Here is a 25,376-nt window from a genome sequence, read left to right as displayed (position 1 = left end):
TCAAACCCCAGTTTGCTTTCTCATTTTGGTGTTTTCCGCAAGCAAAATCAGCTTTTACTTATTCAAACCCCAGTTTGCTTTCTCATTTTGGTGTTTTCCGCAAGCAAAAGCAGCTTTTACTTATTCAAACCTCAGTTTGCTTTCTCATTTTGGTGTTTTCCGCTTTCTTTTTGGTCAAAAGTGTTTCTAAGGACAAATGACAAATGACAAAGGACAACCCTCTCCTGAAGGAGACGCTGCGCGAACATTAGTTAATGTGCAATTTTCTTTGCCTAACAGCTTACTAACAGCGATCGCCCTGCTTCTGCCTTTATTGCTAAACTAAAAAACAACCCTTATCCAGTGCAAAGGTAATCTTATGACCTCTGCAACCAATCCAACCACCGACGAACTCACCCCTTTCCCTGACCATACGCAGCTACCAGAGTCTGACGGTACATTCGTGAAAAACTGGCAAGAGCATCCTCAAAGCATTTTACTGACTGACTCAATTACACCTGTGCTGAAGCAGTTATATCCTAATGGTCAGTATTGTATCGGCCAGGATTTAGGTATTTACTGGCGCTTGACCGAACCCCTAGAAAAAGGCGCAGAAGCACCCGACTGGTTTTTTGTACCGAATGTACCGCCTTCGTTGGATGGACTTTCACGAAGGTCTTATGTGTTGTGGCGAGAATTTATCGCACCGTTAATTGCTTTGGAATTTGTTTCTGGAGATGGTAGCGAAGAACGAGACAAAACTCCTTGGAAGGGGAAATTTTGGATTTATGAGCAAGTAATTCATCCAGCTTTTTACGGCATTTATGAAGTAAGTAAAGCTAGCGTAGAAGTTTATGAATTAATTGGTGGACAATATCAGTTATTAACAGCAAATGAACGTGGACATTATCTTATACATCCTTTAGGAGTTGAGTTAGGTCTATGGCAAGGACAATATCAGAATATGGAATTACCCTGGCTCCGCTGGTGGGATTTGCAAGGTAATTTGTTGTTGACTGGCTCAGAAAAAGCCGATCGCTTGACTGCTCAATTGCGATCGCTCGGCGTTGAACCAGAAACCTAGTATTACATTAAAAGTTCCCATTTAGATGTGGTATGAGATTATATTGCCAGGTGTAAGCGATCGCCCCATCTCCCCTTCCATTGCTAAACTAAAAAACAACCCTTACTCCTGCAAAGGTAGTCTTATGACCTCTGCAACCAATCCAACCACCGACGAACTCACTCCTTTCCCTGACCATACGCAGCTACCAGAGTCTGACGGTACTTTTGTGAAAAACTGGCAAGAGCATCCTCAAAGCATTTTACTGACTGACTCAATTACACCTGTGCTGAAGCAGTTATATCCTAATGGTCAGTATTGTATCGGCCAGGATTTAGGTATTTACTGGCGCTTGACCGAACCCCTAGAAAAAGGCGCAGAAGCACCCGACTGGTTTTTTGTACCGAATGTACCGCCTTCGTTGGATGGACTTTCACGAAGGTCTTATGTGTTGTGGCGAGAATTTATCGCACCGTTAATTGCTTTGGAATTTGTTTCTGGAGATGGTAGCGAAGAACGAGACAAAACTCCTTGGAAGGGGAAATTTTGGATTTATGAGCAAGTAATTCATCCAGCTTTTTACGGCATTTATGAAGTAAGTAAAGCTAGCGTAGAAGTTTATGAATTAATTGGTGGACAATATCAGTTATTAACAGCAAATGAACGTGGACATTATCTTATACATCCTTTAGGAGTTGAGTTAGGTCTATGGCAAGGACAATATCAGAATATGGAATTACCCTGGCTCCGCTGGTGGGATTTGCAAGGTAATTTGTTGTTGACTGGTGAAGAAAGAGCCGAACAGGAACGTCAAAGAGCCGATCGCTTGATTGCTCAATTGCGATCGCTTGGCGTTGAACCAGAAGCATAATATTGATCAAAAATCAACTATTTATTCACATCCAGCAACCGCGAAGTTTGTAACCGACTCATCCACTTCTCTAAATAAACTTGATTACCTTTTTCCTCACTTGGATCTTTAGTATCTAAAGGATAAGGCATTAGTCCCAAAATCGTTGCTGTCGTCACGCAAAACATCGATTTTTGGAAACTCATACAAATTTGAACTCGCAAATCATCTTCACCCCGGAGACTGCGACGATAAATGTCGTGCAAATACTCTGGAAGATAATGACGCATATCCTGCATCAGCAAGGTGGGAGGAATACCCGCGCCGCCGATGGGCAAAGGATCTGCATATAATGCGCCATACTGGAATCGACTTTGATCTGGAGAGATTTGATAAGCTTGGGCGTTGTATGAAACTGTGCCGTGGAAAGGTGTTCCTCTAAAGAAAACTGCCTCTACATAAGGTATTGCTGTATCTGCTAAGAAGGTCAAACCAACGCTTTTGGGAATGATTTCATAGACCTTACCTCGAATTTTGACAGCGTAGGTAATTGGGTTTGATGCATTTGCTACTAACCCTGTTTTAATGTGGTCTACAACTTGGGAAATCGATTTGATTTCGCCTCGGTCATAGCGGTCTGATAAGTTGAGGAACATATCAGCCATGACTCGCCAGAATTGACCTAAACCGGTGTAGTAAGCAGAGACGCGCAACTGTTCTGTTAAGAAATCTGGAAATAGTTGGTTAATACCCAAAATTAAAGGATTATTTTTAAACTTTGCGGTGATAACGGTTTGCGCTCTTTCTTTAAATTCATTTGTATCTAAATAGGTATCTAGTCCACCGCCACCGTGCCACATCATGCCTTTCATACAATATTCGGCATATTCAAAATTAATTCGGTCATGCCACCAGTGACGGAGTAATTTTTGAAAAGAAACCTCTCCATTAAAGTATTTAAAAAATGGAAAAAATACTAAAAATTGATGCTCGGCAATATAGTTAAGATTTTTTGAATAGGCATCTAAAACTACCCCATAGCTTTTCAGAATACCCACAACTTCCAACACATTCTCTGGGCTATCAGGGACTAATGCATCTCCTTTTTGCAAACGTTCAATATACTCAGCTAAGGGATTGCGAGTAGCTTTTTTTTTAATAGTTACCATTGCCATCTCTCCAAAAAGTTTAGGGATTGGGGCATTGGGCATTGGGCATTGGGCATTGGGCATTGGGCATTGGGCATTGGGCATTGGGCATTGGGAAAACTTTTTTCCCCAGTCCCCAGTCCCTAGTCCCCAGTCCCCAGTCCCCATTCGCGATTCCCCATTCCCTATTCCCGATTCCCCATTGCTTTATCCAAGGACACTGTTGCTACTACGTTTTGGGTATTCACCATTGCTGTAATTGTTGGTTCAGTCCAACGCACCAACCAACCAGGTTGAATGCCAAAAATCACAATCAACACAGCTAAAATTGCCGCTGGGGTGCGATCGCTCCAATACACACGTGGTAAGTTGGTAACTGGTGCAGACAGGCGGCCAAAAAAGGCACGGTTGACGAGTATTAAAAAGTAAACTGCTGTTAAACCAGTACCAAGCATACATAACAGGGTTTGCACTGGAAAAACTGGAAAACTTCCCCGATAAACTACGAATTCGGAAATAAACCCTAGCATTCCCGGTATACCAGCGCTGGCCATAACTCCGACAATCATCAAGCTACCGATTACTGGCATACCCCGTTCTGGGTTCAGCAATCCTTGAATGATTGCTAAATCACGGCTTCCAGCTTTTTTATACACAACTCCTACCAGCAAAAACAGCATTGCCGAAATCAAGCCGTGGCTAATCATTTGCATCACAGCACCCAACACACTTAAAGGTGTAGCCGCTGCCGCTGCTAAAAGCACGTATCCCATGTGTCCAATAGAGCTGTATGCTACCATTTTTTTCATATCGCTTTGGGCGATCGCGCAGGATGAACCATACAGCACACTTACCACTGCCCAAGCTGCCAACCAAGGAGCTAGATAACTCCAAGCTTCTGGTAACAAGTTCATGCCAAAGCGCAGTAAACCGTAAGTTCCCAACTTCAACAGCACCCCAGCCAACAGTACTGAAATCGGTGTGGAAGCTTCAACGTGAGCATCTGGCAACCAAGTATGGAAGGGAACTAAGGGAATTTTAATCCCAAAACCTACCAAAATTCCTGCTAGCAGTAAAAGCTGTGTCGCTAGAGGTAAAGTTGTAGCGTTCAAGGTTGCTAGTGCAAAGTTAGAGGAACCACTCAGCCAAACCATGCCGAGGAAACTTGCTAAAATCAAGATTCCCGAAACGGCTGTATAAATGAGAAATTTAGTCGCAGCATAACCCCGCTTGGCACCACCCCAAATGGCTATCAGCAAATACAGCGGAATCAGTTCCAATTCGTAAAACAAGAAAAATAACAGTAAATCCTGTGCTAGAAAGGCTCCTGTCACCCCAGTGTTTAATAATAGTATCAAAGAGTAATAAAATTTAGGACGCTGTAGGGATTCATCGCTGCTGTAAATGGCAATACAAGTTAACAATCCATTTAAAACCAGCAACGGCAAAGATAAACCATCTATCCCAAGGTTATAGTTCAACCCTAAAGCATCTATCCAAGGGAGAGACTCAGCAAACTGCTGAGTAATTTCTCCGGGATGGAACTGAGTTACTAATAAAATTGTCCACAAGAAAGCGATACTGGCAAAGACCAAAGCCACCCCACGGGCGAATTTACCACTGATGCCAGAGGGGGAGAAACCAATTAAAGCTGCGCCGATTAACGGCACTAGAATTAAAACACTAAGCATAGACTTTAGGTAAGGGGAGCAGGGGGAGCAGGGGGAGCAGAGGGAGCAGGGGAGCAGGGGAGCAGGGGGAGAAAATAACTCCTAACTCTTAACTCCTCACTCCTCACTCCTAACTCCTTTAAAAAGGCAATTTATCTAGTAAACCCAATGACCAACTGATGAAAAAACCCAGGACGCTGACAACTGCTAGGATGGTCAACATATAGCCTTGAGATTGCCCAGAAATGCTGTACTTTAAGGTTTGTCCGCCGAGAATGGTTGCAAACCCAACCAAGTTTACTAAACCGTCAACTAAGTAGCGATCGCTCCAAGCAGAAATTTTAGATAGCAGTCCTACTACACTTACCACGGTTACATAATAAACTCGGTCAATATAAAAATCATAACCTAACAGGTCTTGCAGAAATCTCCACGTCAAGATTCTGGATCTTGACCAAGCTTTGTGCAGATAAACTGTACACCCTATACCTACCCCCACTACGGTAGAACCAAACAAGGCTAACGCCACATACCAATTAATACTTTCCCAATTTGGTAGTAAGTACCATTGCTGTAGCATCAGAGGTAGAAGCAGAGTCAGCACTGTCAGAAACACCATTGGGAAGGTCATCTGCCAACCAACTTCTGGAGTGCGACGGGTTTTTTGTTGCGGTTTACCCCAGAAGACTAATCTAAATACTCTTGTCAAATTCAATGCTGTCAAACCATTGACTAATATTAAAACCCCAATTACCCAAGGGCTAATATTCACGAAACCGTCAGCCCATGATAGCATTGCCCAGAAGCTTCCCAAGGGTAGCAGTGTCACCATCCCGGCTGAACCGACTACAAAGGCTGTGGTGGTGGCTGGCATCCGTGACCACAAACCGCCCATTTCTGTTAAGTCTTGGCTTTGGGTAGTCAAGATGACTGAACCAGAACTCATAAATAATAATGCTTTAGCGATCGCATGAGCTAACAGCAATATCAAGGCTACACCCCCTTGCTGTAACCCCACTGCTAAAAACACTAACCCCATGTATGCACTGGTGGAATGAGACAGCGATCGCTTAATGTCAATTTGAGCTATGGATACTAATGTCGCCCCAATCGCTGTCACTGTACCCATGACTACCAAGGCATTCAAGGCAACTGGCGACAGGGCTAATAATGGTTGAAATCTATACAGTAAATAAGCACCACCAGCTACGACTAGAGAGTTTCGCATTACCGAGGCGGGGTTGGGCCCTTCCATTGCTTCATCTAACCACAGGTGTAGTGGAAATTGGGCACATTTACCAGCAGGCCCAGCAATTAGTGCCAACCCTAGCAACGTCGATGTCATTGGACTTAAATTAGCTGTTTGCGCCCACTCATATAAATCCGAAAAGTTCAAACTCCCGGCTAAGGTAGAAAGTGTCACTACAGCCATCAGCAGCAACAAGTCTCCTACTCGTTTAGTCCAAAACGCATCCCGCGCCGCCGTCACTACTAGTGGTTGAGCATACCAGAACCCCACCAGCAAGTAAGTCGAAAGCGTCAAGACTTCCAAAAGCGCATAGCTGAGAAACAAAGAATCACTGATTGCTAGACCACATAGCGCTGCTTCAAAAAATCCCAGTAGCCCAAAAAAACGCGCCAACGACCAGTCCTTTTCCATGTAACCCAGAGCGTAAACTTGTGCCAGTAAGCTTAACCCTGTAATTAAAACTGTTGCCCCAATGCTGACTGGCGATAGTTCTAAGGAAAAAGATAAGTCTAAATCTGCTGCTTTGAACCAATTGATTAGTAAGTTTACTGGTTCTCTATCCCAGATATTTTTAAATACAAACAAGCTATGGACAAAAGCTAAAACGGTCGTCAACAAGTTGAAGTATGCCGCAGGTCTTGGCCCTGTTCGCCGAATTATTCCTATTCCCCACGGCAAGGTAAAAATTGCGCCCGATAAGCTATACAAAGGCACAAACCAACTTGTTGAAAATAGAAATTGCTCCATTTAAAATTTCCTTGATGACTCAGCCTTGATTTTAAAAAAATTCCAACCAATTATTTATTTAATAAAATTAATTTACCAAAATATCGATGTTTTTTTACTTATTATTTTAACTATACTTCCAGAAGTAATTTTACTTAACGCTACCCTATGAAATATAACTAAAATATAACTTTACATAAGTAAAAGCATTTACTTGCCTTAATATCACCGACCTTTTTACATTTATATTTCTACTTTAACCAAAGTAATTTATACGATTTATTTGAAAAACTTATATATATTTCACCTAGTCCTTGTACACTGAGAAATATTTGAGAAAATATAGATACAGCAAAACCTACAGCCGCTGCTTACCTTTCATCAGATAGGATTAGCCTTGGTTATGAATGCCGTTTTGTAAATGTGATAAAGAAATTATAAAGCATAAGTGCCTGCTCAAGGAATCTGTAAACTTTAATTGCTCAGAAGCCTAGATAACTTTTTGTTAAGTTTTTTAAAACTTTCTTATCATAAACTATTATAGTAATTTATATTGCCAGGAACGCCAAGCTTTCCTATGCTTAATTTGGAAGTGTTTTCTTAGCTAATAAGATCAAGCTCTCCCCGTCAAAAAATTCAAACAACAGTACAGATTGCATTAATTTTCTAGGAGTTCTGCGATGCCAATTGCAGTTGGAATGATTGAAACGAAGGGCTTTCCAGCAGTGGTGGAAGCTGCTGATGCGATGGTGAAAGCCGCCCGTGTCACCTTAGTTGGGTATGAAAAAATTGGTAGCGCTCGCGTCACCGTGATAGTTCGGGGAGATGTATCGGAAGTGCAAGCTTCCGTAGCTGCTGGGGTTGAAGCGGCAAAAAGAGTCTTTGGTGGTGAAGTCTTATCCACTCACATCATTGCTCGTCCTCACGAAAACCTGGAATACGTCTTGCCGATACGTTACACAGAAGCGGTGGAACAATTCCGTACTTAAAAGCTGTTTAAACAAAGTAATTAACGCTCTTTGCCTGATTGAGCATCACTTTTGTCCAAGGCTAAAAACTTTGAAATAGGGATTAAAACTAATGTCAATTGCAGTGGGAATGGTTGAAACGCTAGGCTTTCCAGCAGTAGTGGAAGCTGCTGATGCAATGGTGAAAGCTGCCCGCGTCACTTTAGTAGGTTATGAAAAAATCGGTAGTGGTCGGGTGACAGTAATTGTTCGGGGTGACGTTTCGGAAGTGCAAGCTTCTGTGGCCGCAGGAGTTGAATCTGTAAAGCGAGTCAATGGCGGACAAGTGTTGTCTACTCATATCATTGCTCGTCCTCACGAAAATTTGGAATACGTCCTGCCAATTCGTTATACCGAAGACGTAGAGCAATTCCGGGAAAATGTGAATGCAATTCGTCCTTTTGGTAGAAGACCGTAATTTGTAATGCAAGTTGCCAAAGTTCGCGGCACAGTAGTTAGCACCCAAAAAGATCCAAGTCTTAGAGGCGTAAAACTACTGTTGTTACAATTAGTGGATGAAGACGGAAACATCCTGCCACAATATGAGGTAGCAGCAGATAGTGTAGGGGCAGGAGTAGATGAGTGGGTACTTGTCAGTCGTGGCAGTGTTGCTCGTCAAGTGCTTGGAAATGAACAACGTCCATTAGATGCAGTAGTAGTGGCGATCATAGATACCATTCACGTTGAAGATCGCCTGATTTACAGCAAAAAAGATCAATATCGGTAGTCATTGGTCAGTAGAGACGCGATTAATCGCGTCTGTACATTGGTCATTAGTCAGTAGAGACGCGATTAATCGCGTCTGTACAATGGTCATTAGCTCTCGACAACTGACAAATGACAACTGACAAATGACAACTGACAAATGACAATACAGGAGGAATCTCGCGATGGCAGTCCGCAGCACGGCGGCACCCCCAACCCCGTGGTCAAGGAATTTAGCTGAACCCAAAATCCATGAAACTGCCTTTGTACATTCATTTTCCAATTTAATTGGGGATGTACGAATAGGTGCAAATGTAATCGTTGCTCCGGGGACTACGATTAGAGCGGATGAAGGCACACCTTTTTATCTGGGTGAAAACACCAATATTCAAGATGGTGTTGTCATTCATGGGTTGGAGCAAGGCCGAATAATTGGCGATGACCAAAATAAATACTCAGTATGGATTGGTAAAAACGCTTGCATTACCCACATGGCTCTAATTCATGGGCCAGCTTATGTAGGTGATAATTCCTTCATTGGCTTTCGCTCTACGGTGTTTAATGCCAGGGTGGGTGCAGGTTGCATTGTGATGATGCACGCTTTGATTCAAGATGTAGAGATTCCCTCTGGTAAGTATGTACCTTCGGGAGCGATAATTACCAGCCAGCAGCAAGCTGACCGTTTGCCAGATGTGCAAGATCAAGATAAAGAATTTGCTCATCATGTGGTTGGGATTAATCAGGCATTACGAGCTGGTTATCTCTGTGCTGCGGATACTAAATGTATAGCACCCATTCGGGATGAGAACGCTAAATCTTATACAGGTAATGGTATTACTGTTTTAGAGTTGGAAAGGAGTAGTGAAGTGTCGAGCAATAGCTTGGGTGGAGAAACAATAGATCAGTTGCGGTATCTGTTGGGGCAAGGGTATAAAATTGGTACGGAACATGTAGACCAAAGACGGTTCCGCACAGGTTCTTGGACTAGTTGCCAACCAATCGAAACCAGATCGCTCAATGAAGCGATCGCAGCATTAGAAAGCTGTCTACAAGAGCATAGCGGCGAGTATGTCCGACTGTTTGGTATTGACAAAGATAGACGGCGTGTGCTAGAAGCCATCATCCAACGTCCCGATGATGATACAAAACCAGCTACCAGCTTTAAAGCGCCGGCTAGTCATGGTAATAGCAGTTATAGCAGTTACAGCAGCAGTAATGGTAATGGTAACAGTTCTAGCAGTGGCAAAGTCAGTGGCGAAACTCTAGAGCAAATTCGCCAACTTTTGGCAGGTGGTTACAAAATTGGCATGGAACACGTAGATGAGCGGCGTTTCCGCACTGGTTCTTGGACTAGTTGCAAGCCAATTGAAGCAACTTCGACAAATCAAGTCATCTCAGCTTTGGAAGAATGTATAGCAAGTCATCAAGGCGAGTATGTACGTTTAATCGGTATTGACACCAAAGCCAAACGGCGGGTATTAGAAAGCATTATCCAACGTCCAAATGGTCAAGTAGCTTCTTCTGGTGGTCAGAAATCATTTACTAGTAGTGCAGCACCCTCTGCTTCGAGAACAACTAGCAGTAACCGCTTGAGTTCTGAAATAGTAGACCAACTCCGGCACTTATTGGCTGGCGGGTCTAAAATTAGCCTTGAACACGTGGATGAGCGCCGCTTCCGTACAGGTTCCTGGACTAGTACCGGTCAAATTCAAGCCTCCTCAGAAAGAGAAGCGATCGCAGCCATAGAAGCACACCTCGGCGAATACGAAGGGGAATATGTACGCTTAATTGGTATTGACCCGAAAGCCAAACGGCGGGTATTAGAGACCATTATTCAACGTCCAAACGATCAAGTAGCCTCCTCTAGCAGTCAGAAATCATTTACTAGCAGTGCATCCTCTACTACTGCTACAGCAACAGCTACCAGTACCCGCTTGAGTAGTGAAGTCGTAGACCAACTCCGGCAATTATTGGCTAGCGGCTCAAAAATTAGCATTGAACACGTAGATCAACGGCGATTCCGTACAGGTTCCTGGACTAGTACTGGTCAAATTCAAGCCTCCTCAGAAAGAGAAGCGATCGCAGCCGTAGAAAGACAACTCGGCGAATACCAAGGGGAATATGTGCGCTTAATTGGTATTGACCCCAAAGCCAAGCGTCGCGTATTAGAAACGATTATTCAACGACCTTAAAAAGTTAAGAGTTAGGAGTTAGGAGTTAGGAGTTAGGAGTTAGGAGTTAGGAGTTAAGAGTTGAAAAAAATTGTTAATTCATAACTCTTAACTTAAAATTTTTTTCTCTTCACTTTTAATCAACTCCTAACTCCTCACTTTTAACTCCTAACTCTCTATTTTCGGGCTTGCGAGGTTAAAATTTCCATGTCTGTGCCGCCACTGCGCCTCAGCAATAACTTTGATACTTACATTAGTGGTGAGGTGACTATTCATCCAAGCGCGGTACTTGCACCTGGGGTGATCCTCCAAGCGGCTGTAAACAGCAAGATCGTCATTGGGCCAGGGGTCTGTATTGGCATGGGAGCAATTCTCCAAGTCCATGAAGGCACCCTAGAAGTAGAAGCAGGTGCAAACTTGGGAGCAGGTTTTTTGATGGTTGGCAAAGGCAAAATTGGCGCAAATGCTTGTATTGGTTCAGCGACTACAGTTTTTAACTATTCGGTTGAACCTGGACAAGTAGTACCGCCCGGTTCAATTTTAGGAGATACCAGTCGGCAGATTGCCCCAACAAAGCAGCTAGAACCATCTACAAAGAACCCAACTTCTACTACAAATGCACCACCACCGAAGGAAGAGGAAAATGGCTTAGGTGGAGTTAAAGAAAAGGAAATTTCCTCAACTAATTTTTCAGCTTCGGCTTTTGTAGATTTCAAACAAAACAAGTCGATTTCTTATTTTAAATCTCCCGCAACTCCAGAAAGTCAGCCTCCTCCTGTCGAGGAACCAACTAATTATGCTGACTCCACTTTGGCAAAAGCCGCCCAACCGTCTACAGAACAAAACTCAGACCCCAGTCAGCCAGCCACAGAACCCCCTAACGGTTTTGGGACTCAAATTTATGGACAAGGGAGCATAAACAGACTTTTGACTACACTGTTTCCTCATAGACAATCCTTGAGCGACCCAAATTCTGACGATTAGTCCGAGTAAGTGTTAATTGTAAGTTGTCGGCTTTTTCCGTATTTTGGAGAGTTCATTATGGAAACATATAATCAACGGTCTATTCGCACTATCCAGGGAGTGAGTAATCAAGAAACCTTTCAGGATACTGCTTTGGGTTTAGTTTCTTGCCGCAGCTTTCCGGCGATCGTTGGGACGGCGGATATGATGCTGAAATCGGCGGGAGTTCATCTGGTAGGTTATGAAAAAATTGGTAGCGGTCATTGTACTGCGATCGTCCGGGGTGGAATTGCTGACGTGCGTCTGGCGGTAGAATCAGGTGTGCAAACGGCTGAACAGTTTGGTCAATTGGTTTCTAGCTTAGTGATTCCTCGACCTTATCCCAACTTAGATATAGTGCTTCCCATCACAACCCGTTTCACTAAATTAATGCAAGAGGGCAATTCCAGCCGTCTGAGTAACCAAGCAATTGGTTTGGTAGAAACGCGAGGATTTCCCGCGATGGTCGGAGCATGTGATGCCATGCTCAAAGCTGCTGATGTTCACTTAGCAGCTTATGAAAAAATTGGTGCGGGTTTGTGTACGGCTATTATTCGTGGTTCCGTAGCAAATGTGGCAGTAGCAGTGGAAGCGGGAATGTTTGAGGCAGAACGCATTGGGGAATTGAATGCAGTGATGGTAATTCCTCGACCTCTGGATGAAATGGAACAAACCTTGCCATTGGCAAGCTGCTGGATAGAAGAACGCGAACCGTTAAACTTGCCAGTGAATATTAAAGAACAAGTTGCGGAAATCGAGGTATTAAGATTACCAGACTTAACCAAACTACCTACAAAAGTTCAAGAGGAATTATGGAATGATGAATGATGATTGATGAATTGTGAAAAATCATCATCCAGCATTCATCGTCTAGATGGAAGGCATCTTACGCTTTAGCTATTCTGAATAATAGCTTCTTCAATCCATAAATAAAATACCTTTCTTTTAATAGAAAGCATAGATTTTTGTCTATAATAGACCTCGTAACTTTCTGTGAGCATCACTATATCATTTGCCAGTGTTCAGTAATACTAGTTTTATATCTATTAATCGCTATATATAGGAGAATCACCCTTGAACCAAGCGACGCTGCACCAGTTAAAGGTGTTCGAGGCGGCGGCACGGCACAGTAGCTTTACTCGTGCTGCTGAGGAATTGTTTCTCACCCAACCTACGGTTTCTATGCAGATTAAGCAACTCACAAAATCGGTAGGTTTGCCGTTATTTGAGCAAGTGGGGAAGCGATTGTATCTGACGGAGGCAGGGCGGGAATTATTTGCTACTTGTCGGCAGATTTTTCACAATATAGCCCAGTATGAAATGAAGGTGGCGGATTTAAAAGGGTTAAAACAAGGACAATTACGTTTGGCAGTAATTACAACAGCAAAATATTTTATCCCACGTTTGTTAGGGCCATTTTGCGAACTTTATCCAGGGATTGATATCTCGCTGCAAGTTACAAATCACGAGCAAATTTTGGACCGGATGAGTCAGAATCTGGATGACTTATATATTATGAGTCAAATTCCAGACAATATAGATGTGACTTGTGAACCATTTTTAGAAAATCCTTTGATAGTCTTTGCACCAAATAATCATCCTTTATCCAAAGAAAAAAATATTCCTATACAACGCCTGTCTAACCAACCTTTTATTATGCGAGAACCAGGTTCAGGAACTCGTCGCGCTGTCCAAAAGCTATTTGAAGAAGAAGGGGTGACGGTAAAAGTCAAGCTAGAATTGGGAAGTAATGAAGCAATTAAACAAGCGATCGCAGGTGGTTTAGGAATTTCTGTTTTATCCCGTCATACCTTACTATCAGACGTTTCAGAGTTCAGTATTTTAGATGTGCAACACTTCCCCATTCAGCGACATTGGTACATGGTTTACCCCTCTGGCAAGCAGCTCTCTATCGTCGCTCGTGCCTATTATGAGTATCTACTAGCTGCGGCAAAGAATTTTGTTGAGCAAAAAGCTGATACTGCTCATAGTACCTTTGAACCAATTCACGGATAAGATAATTCGTAATTTGTAATTCGTATGAATTACGAATTCTCTAAAGGGGTTGACTGTTAGACTGGTAAACATTGACAATTAACCAGCAGAATCATTCAAAATGGGGGAAAACTGGCAGTGGTTAACCCGGAAATACGGTCTTGGCGCAAAACAGTACAAAGCGAGATTGTGGCTGTTACCGTGTATTCTGACAGAGCATTGGTTACACGGCGAGGTGTAGTTGATTTAACAGGAATTGAACAAGAATTAGTAATTACCCCAGTACCAATGACTCTAGAAACTGAGTCTGTTCGGGTTAGCGGTACAGGTACGGTAGGGGTGCGCTTGGTGGGAGTTAGTAGCGATCGCATCTACACTACTGAGCCTGTAGCAGAGCGAGTAGCACATTTTACAAGGCAAATTCAGCAATTAGAAGCAGAAAAACGCCACCTACAAGCCCAAGTAGATGCTTTAGCATTGCAATCTAGTTTTATCGCCGGCTTACGTGAAAAAACAGAAGAACCCTTTGCACAGAGTTTGTCTCGGAAAAATCTCAGCCTCAGCGAAACTTTGGATTTCCTCAACTTTCTTGGAAGCCAGTATAGTGAATATGCGATCGCATCTGGAGAGTGCAAAACCCAACAGCAGGAATTAGACAAACAACTGCAAGCACTCCACACCTCATTGCAAATAATCCAAACACCCCATCCGAAAGAGAGTTTTAGCTTAGTTGTAGCCGTTGAAGTAGCGGGTGAAGGTGAATTTGAATTAGAGGTGTCTTACATAGTAAATCGCGCTAGCTGGAATCCGCTTTATGACTTACGCTTTAGCACTACCAGCGATATTGTGCATCTGAGTTACCTTGCAGAAATCACTCAAAGCACCGGCGAAGATTGGATTGGTGCAAATCTCACCCTTTCTACCGCTAAACCGGGATTAGGTACACTTCCACCCAAACTTGAACCCTGGTATATTGATGCGCCACGTCCCCAAAGAATGCGACGACGATTTGCTGCCGAGCCACCACTGCTGCCTAGCATAGCAGAACCACCTGCTTCTGCTGCCAGAGCGGATTGGCAAGAACAAGATGAAGTTGCAGAGGATAGTCTCATCCCGGCAGAAACTGTTACAGCAGAAGTATCTAAAGAAGGGAGTGTAGTTACCTTTAAACTGAATGCTGGTGGTAACATTCCCAGTGATGGCGCACCCCATAAAACTACAATTTTCAACGATGATTATCCTTGTAGCTTCGATTATGTGGCAATGCCGCGCTTGGTAAGTTTTGCTTATCTACAAGCAAATGTGAAAAATAGTCCCAACGGTGCGACTTTGTTACCAGGTAAAGCAAATATTTTCCGCGACAACGTTTTTGTCGGCACTACTGGATTAGGGAATACTGCACCAGGGCAAGAATTCAAACTGAACTTAGGAATTGATGAAGGTTTAAAAATTGAGCGCGACTTAGTTGAACGTCTAGTAGACAAAAGATTAATTAGCAACCAGCGCCGGATTACTTATAGTTATCGGTTGATAATTACTAACTTACTGGACAAAGAAGTAAATCTGAAACTAACTGAACAATTGCCAGTTAGCCGCAACGAGCAAATTAAAGTACGTCTCAATCGCAGCAATCCACAAATTCAACTTGGTGAAATGGGAATTTTAGAATGGCTGCTAACTCTTCCAGCCCAAGATCGACGAGAGATATATTACCAGTTTAATGTTGAACATCCGCCTGACTTAATGGTAGTTGGATTAGATATTTAGGAAATCCTAAAAAATACATTCTCCAATATTAGTAGAGTGTGTTACTTTCGTTCTAGGTCAAAAAACTACTCTGGTGGGCGTCCTGGTAGATCGAGATAGCGAGTCAGCCATAACGCTTCTTGATTTTTTCGTTCAACATAGGCAATTACCGTGAACTCTCCCCAAATATTCAGCCACAGTTCAAACTGATTGTTATGTGACTCAGTAGCAATAATTTGCTTTTTAAAAGAGTCATGTAAGCGATAGGTAACGCGAACACAATTATTAAAATCAACTTCTGAATAAGCCTCTAACCAAACCTTAACCCGATAAAGTCCACGTTTTTCTAAAGTCTTGGATACAATCACCTCAGATGTATGAATTAGATAAACACTCTCAGAAACTCCTGTAGAGTGTTTCTGATAATTCAGAACTTTTTCATTAATATCTTCAGGGACAGTTATACCACTCACACCTTCTGAAGTTGCAGTCCTTACCTGTGCATTTTTGATAGCTAGTGGAGCATCTAGCTCCATAAAGTTTCCGAATTTAACTGGAGAACCATCTTGGATTCTTGTGATAAAAACATTGAATAAGCTACTAATTTGTTCACTAAAATTTTTATTAATATATCTGATTATAAAAACCCAAAATACTAACCAGACTATGGTTTGCCAGAAAGGAACCCAACTCGCACCTAGCAGGTTTACTCCTTCCTGTTCCCGTTTTAGAATTGGGGATGGCGATGGTTCAGAGGTTTGCGCGATATAAATAGTCTGAAAATTCGTGATTTTCATTATGTTGTATTACCTATCCTTATAATGCGATCGCTATTTTTCTTCTGTCTAGAGTGGTAAAAGAGGGCTATATACAAGCTGCTTTCATTGCCTAGAATCGCTTCGCCAGAATCTGCGATCGCTGATAAGTCAGTTTTATATCTACCATCAGTCTTTTTTTTGTCAAGTAGTATTGACGATTTGTAACGAACTTGTTATATTTATTTACATAAGATAACAAAACAAAGAAAGGAAAAAACTATGTACACCACCACTAACGAAGACGGCATTCTCAACAACTACGCAGCAGAACCCCAGATGTACTACGCTGAGTATCCAGCAATTTGGGAACAACGTAAATACGTTTTACAAGGTCTTTTTGCAACCTTAATCGTCACCGCTTTAGTTTTGGTTGGTTTTAGCGTTAGCTAAGATTTTTTAATTTCGGTATCTGATCGTCATTCATACTTCTCTCTGTCACCTCGGCTAGTTTCGCCGGGGTTTTTTGTGTTTTACGTATCCTTAAACGGCAGTGGTATGCTGATAAGTCAGTTTTATATCTACCATCAGTCTTTTTTTTGTCAAGTCCTGTTGACGATTTGTAACGAACTTGTTATATTTATTTACATAAGATAACAAAACAAAGAAAGGAAAAAACTATGTACACCACCACTAACGAAGACGGCATTCTCAACAACTACGCAGCAGAACCCCAGATGTACTACGCTGAGTATCCAGCAATTTGGGAACAACGTAAATACGTTTTACAAGGTCTTTTTGCAACCTTAATCGTCACCGCTTTAGTTTTGGTTGGTTTTAGCGTTAGCTAAGATTTTTTGATTTCAGTATCGCTGTATATCATCGTTAATCTCACTTCTCGACTTTACCTCAGCTAATTGAGCCGGGGTTTTTTGTTTTTATACATCCCATTCCAAGCGGCGAGTGTATTAGACTTGTCAAACTAGGATGACCAATATCTCAGCACAAATCTCTAAAAGAATTCACAAACATAATTAATCGAGTCGCAATAAGCGTAAATAATGGAACTTATTTTATCTGCATACCTAGCTTTTTTTGTTGCCCCGTCAGCAATAAACGACTGGTCAGCCATAAAATAAAGACAAATCAATATAAAAGGGGTGTTTATGACAACCCAACTCGGTGAAACTAAATCTTCAACAGAATTGGTAATATCTTGGGAAGCATTACCCGCAGATTTTCACCTAGAGGATGAACCAGTGGAAAATATAGGTCAGCCATTATTGGCTGGTGCTTTGCGCGAAAGCCTTGAGATAAGTGGTTTCATCCAATCACAGATGTTGATAGCCTCAAATTTTGGACTTTGTGCGACGGTAAACGGACAATTTGTTGCTAAAGCACCCGACTGGGTTTATGTGCCATCGGTAAATCAGGTTTTAGGAGAACGCAAAAGCTACACACCCAATTTAGAGGGTGATATTCCGGCGGTGGTGATCGAATTTCTATCTGACACTGAGGGTGGAGAGTACTCTTTTAAGCGAATCTATCCACCAGGAAAATGGTTTTTTTACGAGCAGATCCTTCAAGTCCCAATTTACGTGATTTTTGACCCAAATGGTGGTTTGTTAGAATTTTACCAACTCGAAAACAGGCGCTACGAGTTAAAGCAACCTGATGAAAATGGTCGTCATTGGATTGATTCAATGGGTTTATTCTTAGGAACTTGGCAAGGAACAAAAGAAGCCAGAACTGGTTATTGGTTGCGCTGGTGGGATGAGGCAGGTAATTTGTTACTTTGGGCAGTCGAACAAATTGAACAGGAACGCCAACGTGCCGAACAGGAACGTCAGCAAAAAGAACGGCTAATTGCCTATTTACAATCTCAAGGTATCGATCCAAATAATTTGCTTTAGCATATACAAATAAAATTTTCAAGTATTTGAGTGACTCAGTTTAAGCAAATAAGTGCTACAACCGTTATGCCTACGAAGGAGTGGAGCGTCATACAGAAATTCAAGCGCGGGTGAAAAAGCTACTGCAAGAGAAAAAAGCAAGAGAGGAAAAAAAATAGCGTTTTTGATGAATCAAAAGCTAGAATTACTCGTCACTTAAATTATCAATTCCCTACTTATTTCTCCTGGAGGATGATTTATGTCATCACAAATGCTACGGTTAATATCTTTGGGCAGTCTTGGCTTATCTTTGTGTCTGAGTAATTCGGCAGCAATGGCACAATATGATTCTAATGGCGATGGTGTAGTAGTACCAACAGTACCATCAGGCGGTACATCAGCACCAGTCCCAATAGACACATCGACAGGTGTACCACCTTCACCCTCAGCTGATGGTACAACTCGGTTTAGCTGTCAAACTTATAATGGACAGTACACTGTCATGTATCAGCCACAAAGTCAACCAGGACAATTCTTTGCTTGGGCAGCGCCTGCGGCTTTGGGCGGTGGTTGGGACGCACAAAGACGTTGTACAGCAATTGCTAGTCGTTTAGAACTTTATCGCCCAGATGGCTTACAAGAACTTCAGACAGCCGTAGAAAATAACGAAAATATTGTCTGCGTCACAACTGAAACTAACCCAACCTGTAGAATTGTGTTGACAGTCCCCCGTGGAAAAGATCCCTATGTTATCCGCAATAGCATTTTTCAGAACTTGACTACTGCTGACAGTGGACAGCAAACTATAGCTGTTAACACTTATGGCGATCGCAGTAATGGACGCGACGAATTATATAATTTAGGACGTACACTTCTAGGCGGTGGCAATAATCGGGTTAGTTCATCTAGAAGCGCGATTAATTTGAAACCTTTTCTTGATGCGAAAGATGGCGGTACCGGAAACAATTTGCGGAGTGGAGTAGCAATTCGTCGTCAGTCTCAACCTAACTCTGTTCGCTTAAATCCTCGTAATTTCCGATAACCAATAGTGGTTTTTAATACCAAATGACTTTCAAATAAAAAATATCCAACTACTTATTGTGGGGCGGACATCTTGTCCGCCTTTTTTTATGGGCAAAGAAATGCCATAGCAAATATTTGTTGTTTTAACCTTTTGCTAGCTGTTTCTTAATATTACTGGAATAACTTGAGGTTGCTGAATATAGATTAATACTAGTAAAACATGTAGCTTTTTGTACTACATTATCTTTTTTTGATAGCGATCGCAAGATTGCTCAAGGCATCAGCACAGCCTAATCCTCGACTGTAAAATTCATCTTTGCATTCAACTTTTTTTGCTGGCACAAAAATGGCATCGCAATACAAATTTGGCAACAAATACTCGTTTCGTCTTTGTTTAACGCAGATTTAACAGGACTTAGGCATATCTTCTCAAACTCCGATTTTTCGTTGTACTCTGCGGTTTCTTATTCCCCACTCCCAATTTTCAAAGCAGTCTTATTTATATCTGGAATTTATCTCTGATTAAACTATGGTAACTACAAGCACAATTCGCTTTTCTCAGTTCAACGCTTCTTTGAATCGGAACGCTGAAGGTCAGTTAATCAGTGATTTATCTACCCCTGACAATGCTCAGGCAAAAACGGTTGCTGAGATTATCCAGCGTAATAACCCGGATGTGTTGCTAATTAACGAGTTTGACTATTCGCCGGAGGCAGTTCAACTATTCCGGCAAAATTACCTAGCCGTCAGCCAGAATGGTACAACACCTGTTGACTACCCCTACTTCTACATCGCTCCTTCCAATACAGGTATTACCTCTGGGTTTGACTTAAACAATGACGGTAAAGCGATTACAACCCCAGGTGCAGCAGGATACGGCGATGATGCTTTTGGATTTGGAAATTTCCCCGGTCAATATGGGATATTGCTGCTATCCAAATATCCCATCGACACCGCCAACATCCGCACTTTCCAAAACTTCCTTTGGAAAGATATGTCCAATGCTTTGCTTCCCGATAACTCTGCAACCCCACAGCCAAATGATTGGTATTCTGAGGAGGAACTGGCAGTTCTACGCCTTTCTTCTAAAAGTCACTGGGATGTACCCATCCAGGTAAACGGCGAGACAGTTCACATCCTCGCCAGCCATCCCACACCCCCAACTTTTGATGGCGCAGAAGACCGCAACGGTAAGCGTAACCACGACGAGATTCGCTTTTGGGCAGATTACATAACACCTGGTAAAGGCAATTACATCTATGATGATGCAGGTAAAACGGGCGGTATTGATGCTGGCTCAAGCTTTGTGATTATGGGCGACCAAAATGCAGATCCGTTGGATGGTGATAGTTTTGACAACGCTATTCGCCAATTGTTGCAAAATCCTAATATCAATACTAATGTCATCCCTACTAGTTTGGGTGGTTCCCAACAAACAGACTTACAAGCTGGTGCAAACGCTAGCCAAAAAGGTAATCCTAGCTTTGACACGGCAGATTTTGCCGATACCACTCCTGGAAATCTGCGGACTGACTATGTGCTACCCTCAACTGACCTGACAATTGCCAACTCAGGAGTCTTTTGGCCTCTAAATACCGATTCAACGTTTCCCTTGGTAGGTACTTTTCCCTTCCCCAGTTCTGACCATCGCCTGGTGTTTGCAGATGTACAAGCTAGACCAACTGAACCAGGTAAAACCATTCCCAGTATAGGATTTCTAAAACAAACTACCTTCGTTACTGGCTTTATTCCTGCTGGCGCGGCGGGAACTGTGAATGGGGTACAGACTCCGGTGGGTGGATTATCTGGTGTTACCTATGATGCTGCGAATAACCGCTACTACGCTATCTCAGACGATCGCTCTCAAGTTGCCCCTGCCCGTTTTTATACCTTCACTGCCACCGATTCTGGAGTGACTTTTACTAATGTCACTCCCTTAAAAGATACCAAAGGCAACTTTTTTGCAACCAACAGCCTCGACACAGAAGGTATTGCTTTAACCAACAATGGCACAGTCTTCATCTCTTCAGAAGGCGAAGTTAATCCTACAGCTGGTCGTGTTACTAATCCCTTTATTAAAGAGTTTTCGCTGACTACAGGGCAAGAAGTGCGATCGCTATTTGTCCCTAGCAAATTCTTACCAGTAGTTGAAGATACCAATAACGACGGCATTGTAGATGCAGGAGATACGCAGACATCAGGCGTATACAATAACTTAGCCTTTGAAAGCCTCACTATCACACCCGACCAGAAAACCTTATTCACGGCTACCGAAAACGCACTATCCCAAGATGGATCAAAAGCTTCACTTACTAATGGCAGCCCTTCTCGGATTCTACAATACAATCTGGTTACTGGACAACCAGAAAAAGAATACCTCTACATCACTGATGCAATTCCCGAAGCACCAAACCCCAGCACAGGCTCAACTGACAATGGTTTGGCGGATTTATTAGCAATAGATAATCGTGGTACTTTCCTGGCGTTAGAACGCTCCTTTGCCCAAGGTGTAGGCAATACCATCAAAATCTACGAAGTTTCTTTGCAAGGTGCAACTGACATTAGTTTCTACGATTCTCTGAATAATTTGAGTGCTGAACAACTAGCAGCGATTAAACCCGCCCAAAAGCGTCTGCTGTTAAATTTAACTGACCTCAATCTGCCTACTGATGCAAATCACCCGATTACAGGAGTAGATAATATAGAAGGTCTTGCCTTTGGCCCCAAACTAGCAGATGGTCGTCACTCCATTGTACTGGTGAGTGACAACAACTTCAACCAAACTCAATATACCCAAATTCTCACCTTGGGTGCAGACTTAGTTGCCACTGCTGCACCCACAGTAGAAACTCGTCCTGCTTTATTTGACGATGAAGATCCAGCATTACCTGCTGTAGATCGGGATGCTGATGCTGATGACCCTGCTATCTATGTTAATGCCACAAATGCTGCTGATAGTTTAGTATTAACCTCAGTCAAAAATGCTGGACTGCGGGTTTATGACCTGTCTGGTAATTTGTTGCAAACAGTTAATCCTGGTGGTATTCGCTACAACAACATTGATTTGCAATACGGTTTTCAATTAGGCAATCAATCTATCGATATTGCCGTAGCTAGCGATCGCCAAAATGATAAACTAGCAATCTTCAAAATTAACCCCAACCCCACCACTCCCGGTCAGTATTTGGAAGATATCACCGATAGCAATATTGGTACTATTTTCCAAGCATCACCTTTTGAACCTCCTTATTCTGCATCCACTTGCAGTTCTTACGGAGTTACCTTATACCGTAGCCCCGAAACTAATGATTACTATGTCTTTACCAGTCGCCGCCAAACTGGAGACATCGCTCAGTTCAAGCTAATTGACAAAGGTAATGGCAAAATTGGAGCAGAGCTGGTGCGCGAGTTTACCATCCCCTCGCCCACCGCAGCAGGGCGTTCTCCCCAAACAGAAGGTATGGTAGTTGACCAAGAAACCGGCTTTCTCTACATAGCCCAAGAAGATGTGGGCATCTGGAAATTCAACGCCGAACCAGATGGTGGCAAAACAGGTAAACTAATTGATCGCGTTCGTTTTGAAGGTGGTTCTCACCTCACCGATGATGCTGAAGGGTTGACCATCTACTATGGCAAAAACGGTACAGGCTACTTGTTAGCATCCAGCCAAGGTGATAGCACCTTTGTTGCCTACACTCGTGAAGGTAACAATGAATACGTAGGTAACTTTGCCATTGGTAACAATGGGTCAATTGACAGCGTGCAAGAGTCAGATGGTGCTGACATAATTAACGTGCCACTAGGGCCTAACTTCCCATTTGGTTTATTTGTCACCCAAGATGGCTCTAATGAACCTGCCAAAACCATCGATGGCGAAAACGTCAACTCGAATTTTAAGCTAGTGCCTTGGGAAAATATTGCCAATTCTTTTCCCAATTCTCTAAATATCGATACCACTAGTTACGATCCTCGCAATCCTGTCGCCCAACCCAAACTGACTATCTATGAATTTGAAAACCTACCCAAACTAGGTACTACCTCAAAAGGTCAAGATATTTTCTTGGGTGGTTTTTCTGGATTGTATTTCCAAGGGTTTGCAGCAAATGGCAACCTGAAATTTGTCACCAACACAGACCGCGGCCCTAATGGAGATGCTAATGGTGTCAAAAGACCATATTTATTACCAAACTTCCAGCCAGAAATAGTCAGTTTTGAACTCAATCGCACCACAGGTGAAATCACCATCACCAACAGAACAGGGCTATTTTGCCAAGATGGAACGACGGCATTAACGGGACTGCCTAACTTGCAAGCTGTAGGAAACGGTTTAGCCTACACAGATGAAATTGCTGTTGACTTAGACAACAAGGTTCTAGCTAACGATCCTTTGGGTGCTGACTTAGAAGGCATTGTAGTTGCGGACAATGGAGATTACTGGCTGGTAGATGAATACCGTCCGGCAATTTACCACTTTGACACTAATGGAAAGCTGATTGACCGCTTTATCCCTCAAGGAACTGCCACAGCACCCAACCCAGACCAACCCGCCAGAACTTTTGGTACTGAGGTATTGCCAGCAGTTTATGCCCAACGCCGCAATAACCGAGGATTTGAAGCTGTAGCACTCCAAGATAATAAATTATATGCCTTTATTCAGAGTGCGATCGATAATCCAGATGTCGCCAATGATGCGACTTCTAAAGCTTCTCTCAACCTGCGAATTCTAGAATTTGATATTGTCAGCAAGCAGGTAACAGGAGAGTATTTATATCGCCTAGAAGGTTTACCGGGAACTGATAAGATTGGCGATGCAGTTTCTTTAGGTAACGGCAAATTTGCAGTAGTTGAACGAGACGATAATGGTACATCTGCTAGCAATAAACTAATTTACCAAATAGATTTAGCCGGGGCGACCAATATCAACAAAAGAGCGTTTACCTTGCCATCTGGTAAAACCATTGAGCAACTGACCTCTGCAGAATTAGCTGCTGCCAATATCATCCCTGTAACCAAGAGTTTGATTGCTAATGCTGCACAATTGGGTTACACCGGGGTAGAAAAATTAGAAGGTTTAGCACTGGTAGCACCCAACACCCTAGCTTTGATTAACGACAACGACTTCAACGTTACAGGCAATACTCCTGCTGAGAAACTGGGTATTCTGGAATTGCCTAATAACCTGACACCTGTAGAGCCTACTTTTCCAGGCAACTTTGGTTCTAGCAACAGCGATAATGTAACAATTGAGCCAGGAAAAACATTTTTTGCGGGTGATGGTGCAGACTTTGTAGAAGGTACTAAAGGCAACACAATCGAAGCTGGAAACGGTGATGACACCGTACTCGTAGGCAGTGATTCTTCAGTATCCGGGGGAGAAGGTGACGATCGCATATTTATTGGTCAAAATGGCTCGGTTCAAAATAGCAGTGCTGATGGTGGCATTGGTGATGATGTTATTACCGTGGTGGAAGCCAGTGGTAGTAATAATTTGTTTGGAGCAACAGGTGATGATACTCTCACAGTAATTGAAGGTTCTCGTCAATCATTATTCGGTGGCTCAGGTAACGACACCCTCACGAGTAACGGTAGCAATAACCGTCTTGACGGTGGTTCTGGAGATGACAGACTCTTCTCTAATGTTAATGACTCCCTATTTGGTGGCGATGGTGATGATGTGCTATTTGCTGGTCAAGGGGGTGGCGGTCGCCTCAGTGGTGGTACTGGTGTCGATCAATTCTGGATTGCTAACGCCAGTCTGCCAACTAGCAAGAATATTGTGACTGATTTTAAAGTTGGTATTGACAAAATTGGGCTTGGTGGTATTGGTATCACTCAATTTAGTGGTTTAACTTTATTGCAACAGGGTAGTGATACTTTGGTGAAAACCGGAAATACAGAGTTGGCTTCATTGATTGGAATTAGATCGACTAGCCTCACAGCTAATGATTTCGTTTTCTCGGCTAGTATCGTGGCTTAATTTGTTCGCCTAGCTTCTCATCAAAAAGTCTTTTATAGGGACGTATAGCTGTATGTCCCTACAGCCTATTTGTTTGAGAAGAAAGTTAATGCGATCGCTGTTAAAGATAACCAGCCATAGTTTATCCCAATCTGAGTCTTCTGGCGTTGCTGGCCCAGGTGTGTGGTTTTCTTCGACAAACACGATTAGAACTGACTGCCCCTCATGCCCTTCAATTGGTTCGTTAGGATGAACCACACCGTTTTGGAATATGCCTTTGACTGACAGCATAGCTTTTTCTTGCTTCTACATAAATCATGATAGAGTACCATTCTGGTTAAGAATATTGCCACACAATCTTTGTTAACCAAGTTTCGTTAGGATGTTGTAACCTGGGCAATAGCAACCCTCTATTGATGCGACACCAGGCGTAGCCGTA

The 25,376-nt window shown here is 42.7% G+C and carries 21 protein-coding genes; 16 read left to right on the top strand and 5 right to left on the bottom strand.

Annotated features, from left to right (window positions below):
• Positions 1-196 precede the first annotated feature (196 nt).
• The 3 genes from RMY63_RS17315 to RMY63_RS17305 all read left to right on the top strand — a co-directional run bounded on the left by RMY63_RS17315 (position 197) and on the right by RMY63_RS17305 (position 1,913).
• Positions 197-325 (top strand): hypothetical protein, encoded by a 129-nt coding sequence (locus RMY63_RS17315; protein WP_322729871.1) that lies wholly within the window; start codon positions 197-199, stop codon positions 323-325.
• A 33-nt stretch (positions 326-358) separates the two neighbouring features.
• A complete protein-coding gene (locus tag RMY63_RS17310) occupies positions 359-1,063 on the top strand; it encodes a Uma2 family endonuclease (RefSeq protein ID WP_322729870.1) in 705 nt (234 codons plus the stop codon).
• 124 nt (positions 1,064-1,187) lie between these two features.
• Positions 1,188-1,913, top strand: a complete 726-nt coding sequence (locus tag RMY63_RS17305) for a Uma2 family endonuclease (protein WP_322729869.1) — start codon at positions 1,188-1,190, stop codon at positions 1,911-1,913.
• A gap of 17 nt (positions 1,914-1,930) precedes the next feature.
• Here the strand turns inward: RMY63_RS17305 and RMY63_RS17300 are convergent, their stop codons facing one another.
• From RMY63_RS17300 to RMY63_RS17290, 3 genes are all read right to left on the bottom strand, one after another.
• On the bottom strand, positions 1,931-3,061 hold the full coding sequence (locus RMY63_RS17300; RefSeq protein ID WP_322729879.1) for a CO2 hydration protein: 1,131 nt from the start codon (positions 3,059-3,061) through the stop codon (positions 1,931-1,933).
• 164 nt (positions 3,062-3,225) lie between these two features.
• Positions 3,226-4,731: an NADH-quinone oxidoreductase subunit M gene (locus RMY63_RS17295; protein ID WP_322729868.1), complete on the bottom strand. Its 1,506-nt coding sequence runs from the start codon at positions 4,729-4,731 to the stop codon at positions 3,226-3,228.
• A gap of 118 nt (positions 4,732-4,849) precedes the next feature.
• Positions 4,850-6,706: an NAD(P)H-quinone oxidoreductase subunit F gene (locus tag RMY63_RS17290; RefSeq protein ID WP_322729867.1), complete on the bottom strand. Its 1,857-nt coding sequence runs from the start codon at positions 6,704-6,706 to the stop codon at positions 4,850-4,852.
• A 659-nt stretch (positions 6,707-7,365) separates the two neighbouring features.
• Between RMY63_RS17290 and RMY63_RS17285 the strand changes: the two genes are divergently transcribed.
• The 8 genes from RMY63_RS17285 (at position 7,366) to RMY63_RS17250 (ending at position 15,332) form a co-directional block, all read left to right on the top strand.
• On the top strand, positions 7,366-7,674 hold the full coding sequence (locus tag RMY63_RS17285; protein WP_012410633.1) for a carbon dioxide-concentrating mechanism protein CcmK: 309 nt from the start codon (positions 7,366-7,368) through the stop codon (positions 7,672-7,674).
• A gap of 91 nt (positions 7,675-7,765) precedes the next feature.
• Complete coding sequence (locus tag RMY63_RS17280) at positions 7,766-8,110, top strand: carbon dioxide-concentrating mechanism protein CcmK (RefSeq protein WP_010995041.1); 345 nt, start codon at positions 7,766-7,768, stop codon at positions 8,108-8,110.
• Positions 8,111-8,116: 6 nt separating this feature from the next.
• On the top strand, positions 8,117-8,419 hold the full coding sequence (locus RMY63_RS17275; protein ID WP_322729866.1) for a EutN/CcmL family microcompartment protein: 303 nt from the start codon (positions 8,117-8,119) through the stop codon (positions 8,417-8,419).
• Positions 8,420-8,582: 163 nt separating this feature from the next.
• Complete coding sequence (locus RMY63_RS17270; RefSeq protein ID WP_322729865.1) at positions 8,583-10,589, top strand: ribulose bisphosphate carboxylase small subunit; 2,007 nt, start codon at positions 8,583-8,585, stop codon at positions 10,587-10,589.
• A gap of 186 nt (positions 10,590-10,775) precedes the next feature.
• Positions 10,776-11,552, top strand: a complete 777-nt coding sequence (locus RMY63_RS17265) for a transferase (RefSeq protein ID WP_322729864.1) — start codon at positions 10,776-10,778, stop codon at positions 11,550-11,552.
• Positions 11,553-11,609: 57 nt separating this feature from the next.
• The gene (locus tag RMY63_RS17260) at positions 11,610-12,398 is read left to right on the top strand and encodes a BMC domain-containing protein (protein WP_322729863.1); all 789 of its coding nucleotides are present in this window, start codon (positions 11,610-11,612) and stop codon (positions 12,396-12,398) included.
• A 246-nt stretch (positions 12,399-12,644) separates the two neighbouring features.
• Positions 12,645-13,586, top strand: a complete 942-nt coding sequence (locus tag RMY63_RS17255) for a LysR family transcriptional regulator (RefSeq protein WP_322729862.1) — start codon at positions 12,645-12,647, stop codon at positions 13,584-13,586.
• 117 nt (positions 13,587-13,703) lie between these two features.
• Complete coding sequence (locus RMY63_RS17250; protein WP_322729861.1) at positions 13,704-15,332, top strand: mucoidy inhibitor MuiA family protein; 1,629 nt, start codon at positions 13,704-13,706, stop codon at positions 15,330-15,332.
• A gap of 65 nt (positions 15,333-15,397) precedes the next feature.
• Here the strand turns inward: RMY63_RS17250 and RMY63_RS17245 are convergent, their stop codons facing one another.
• The gene (locus tag RMY63_RS17245; RefSeq protein WP_322729860.1) at positions 15,398-16,108 is read right to left on the bottom strand and encodes a pYEATS domain-containing protein; all 711 of its coding nucleotides are present in this window, start codon (positions 16,106-16,108) and stop codon (positions 15,398-15,400) included.
• Positions 16,109-16,348: 240 nt separating this feature from the next.
• Here RMY63_RS17245 and psb34 (RMY63_RS17240) point away from each other — a divergent pair, with 240 nt between their 5' ends.
• From psb34 (RMY63_RS17240) to RMY63_RS17220, 5 genes are all read left to right on the top strand, one after another.
• A complete protein-coding gene (gene psb34 / locus RMY63_RS17240) occupies positions 16,349-16,519 on the top strand; it encodes a photosystem II assembly protein Psb34 (RefSeq protein ID WP_322729859.1) in 171 nt (56 codons plus the stop codon).
• Between the two features lie 227 nt (positions 16,520-16,746).
• A complete protein-coding gene (gene psb34 / locus RMY63_RS17235; RefSeq protein ID WP_322729859.1) occupies positions 16,747-16,917 on the top strand; it encodes a photosystem II assembly protein Psb34 in 171 nt (56 codons plus the stop codon).
• 315 nt (positions 16,918-17,232) lie between these two features.
• The gene (locus RMY63_RS17230) at positions 17,233-17,979 is read left to right on the top strand and encodes a Uma2 family endonuclease (protein WP_322729858.1); all 747 of its coding nucleotides are present in this window, start codon (positions 17,233-17,235) and stop codon (positions 17,977-17,979) included.
• Between the two features lie 238 nt (positions 17,980-18,217).
• Positions 18,218-19,000 carry a COP23 domain-containing protein gene (locus RMY63_RS17225; protein ID WP_322729857.1) on the top strand — a complete coding sequence of 261 codons (783 nt, stop codon included), beginning with the start codon at positions 18,218-18,220 and terminating at the stop codon, positions 18,998-19,000.
• Positions 19,001-19,510: 510 nt separating this feature from the next.
• The gene (locus RMY63_RS17220; protein WP_322729856.1) at positions 19,511-24,958 is read left to right on the top strand and encodes a phytase; all 5,448 of its coding nucleotides are present in this window, start codon (positions 19,511-19,513) and stop codon (positions 24,956-24,958) included.
• Between the two features lie 9 nt (positions 24,959-24,967).
• Here RMY63_RS17220 and RMY63_RS17215 read toward each other — a convergent pair whose 3' ends face one another.
• Entirely contained in the window at positions 24,968-25,228 is a 261-nt protein-coding gene (locus RMY63_RS17215) for a hypothetical protein (protein ID WP_322729855.1), read from the bottom strand.
• Positions 25,229-25,376: the final 148 nt, after the last annotated feature.

It is taken from the genome of Nostoc sp. ChiQUE01b, from assembly GCF_034531255.1.
In the GTDB taxonomy this organism is placed as follows: domain Bacteria; phylum Cyanobacteriota; class Cyanobacteriia; order Cyanobacteriales; family Nostocaceae; genus Nostoc.
This window is presented reverse-complemented; position numbering and strand designations above follow the sequence as displayed.

Coding starts and splice junctions, on each gene's coding strand:
- RMY63_RS17315 (WP_322729871.1), top strand. CDS start 197: ATGACAAATGACAAAGGACAACCCTCTCCTGAAGGAGACGCTGCGCGA.
- RMY63_RS17310 (WP_322729870.1), top strand. CDS start 359: ATGACCTCTGCAACCAATCCAACCACCGACGAACTCACCCCTTTCCCT.
- RMY63_RS17305 (WP_322729869.1), top strand. CDS start 1,188: ATGACCTCTGCAACCAATCCAACCACCGACGAACTCACTCCTTTCCCT.
- RMY63_RS17300 (WP_322729879.1), bottom strand. CDS start 3,061: ATGGTAACTATTAAAAAAAAAGCTACTCGCAATCCCTTAGCTGAGTAT.
- RMY63_RS17295 (WP_322729868.1), bottom strand. CDS start 4,731: ATGCTTAGTGTTTTAATTCTAGTGCCGTTAATCGGCGCAGCTTTAATT.
- RMY63_RS17290 (WP_322729867.1), bottom strand. CDS start 6,706: ATGGAGCAATTTCTATTTTCAACAAGTTGGTTTGTGCCTTTGTATAGC.
- RMY63_RS17285 (WP_012410633.1), top strand. CDS start 7,366: ATGCCAATTGCAGTTGGAATGATTGAAACGAAGGGCTTTCCAGCAGTG.
- RMY63_RS17280 (WP_010995041.1), top strand. CDS start 7,766: ATGTCAATTGCAGTGGGAATGGTTGAAACGCTAGGCTTTCCAGCAGTA.
- RMY63_RS17275 (WP_322729866.1), top strand. CDS start 8,117: ATGCAAGTTGCCAAAGTTCGCGGCACAGTAGTTAGCACCCAAAAAGAT.
- RMY63_RS17270 (WP_322729865.1), top strand. CDS start 8,583: ATGGCAGTCCGCAGCACGGCGGCACCCCCAACCCCGTGGTCAAGGAAT.
- RMY63_RS17265 (WP_322729864.1), top strand. CDS start 10,776: ATGTCTGTGCCGCCACTGCGCCTCAGCAATAACTTTGATACTTACATT.
- RMY63_RS17260 (WP_322729863.1), top strand. CDS start 11,610: ATGGAAACATATAATCAACGGTCTATTCGCACTATCCAGGGAGTGAGT.
- RMY63_RS17245 (WP_322729860.1), bottom strand. CDS start 16,108: ATGAAAATCACGAATTTTCAGACTATTTATATCGCGCAAACCTCTGAA.
- psb34 (WP_322729859.1), top strand. CDS start 16,349: ATGTACACCACCACTAACGAAGACGGCATTCTCAACAACTACGCAGCA.
- psb34 (WP_322729859.1), top strand. CDS start 16,747: ATGTACACCACCACTAACGAAGACGGCATTCTCAACAACTACGCAGCA.
- RMY63_RS17230 (WP_322729858.1), top strand. CDS start 17,233: ATGACAACCCAACTCGGTGAAACTAAATCTTCAACAGAATTGGTAATA.
- RMY63_RS17225 (WP_322729857.1), top strand. CDS start 18,218: ATGTCATCACAAATGCTACGGTTAATATCTTTGGGCAGTCTTGGCTTA.
- RMY63_RS17220 (WP_322729856.1), top strand. CDS start 19,511: ATGGTAACTACAAGCACAATTCGCTTTTCTCAGTTCAACGCTTCTTTG.
- RMY63_RS17215 (WP_322729855.1), bottom strand. CDS start 25,228: ATGCTGTCAGTCAAAGGCATATTCCAAAACGGTGTGGTTCATCCTAAC.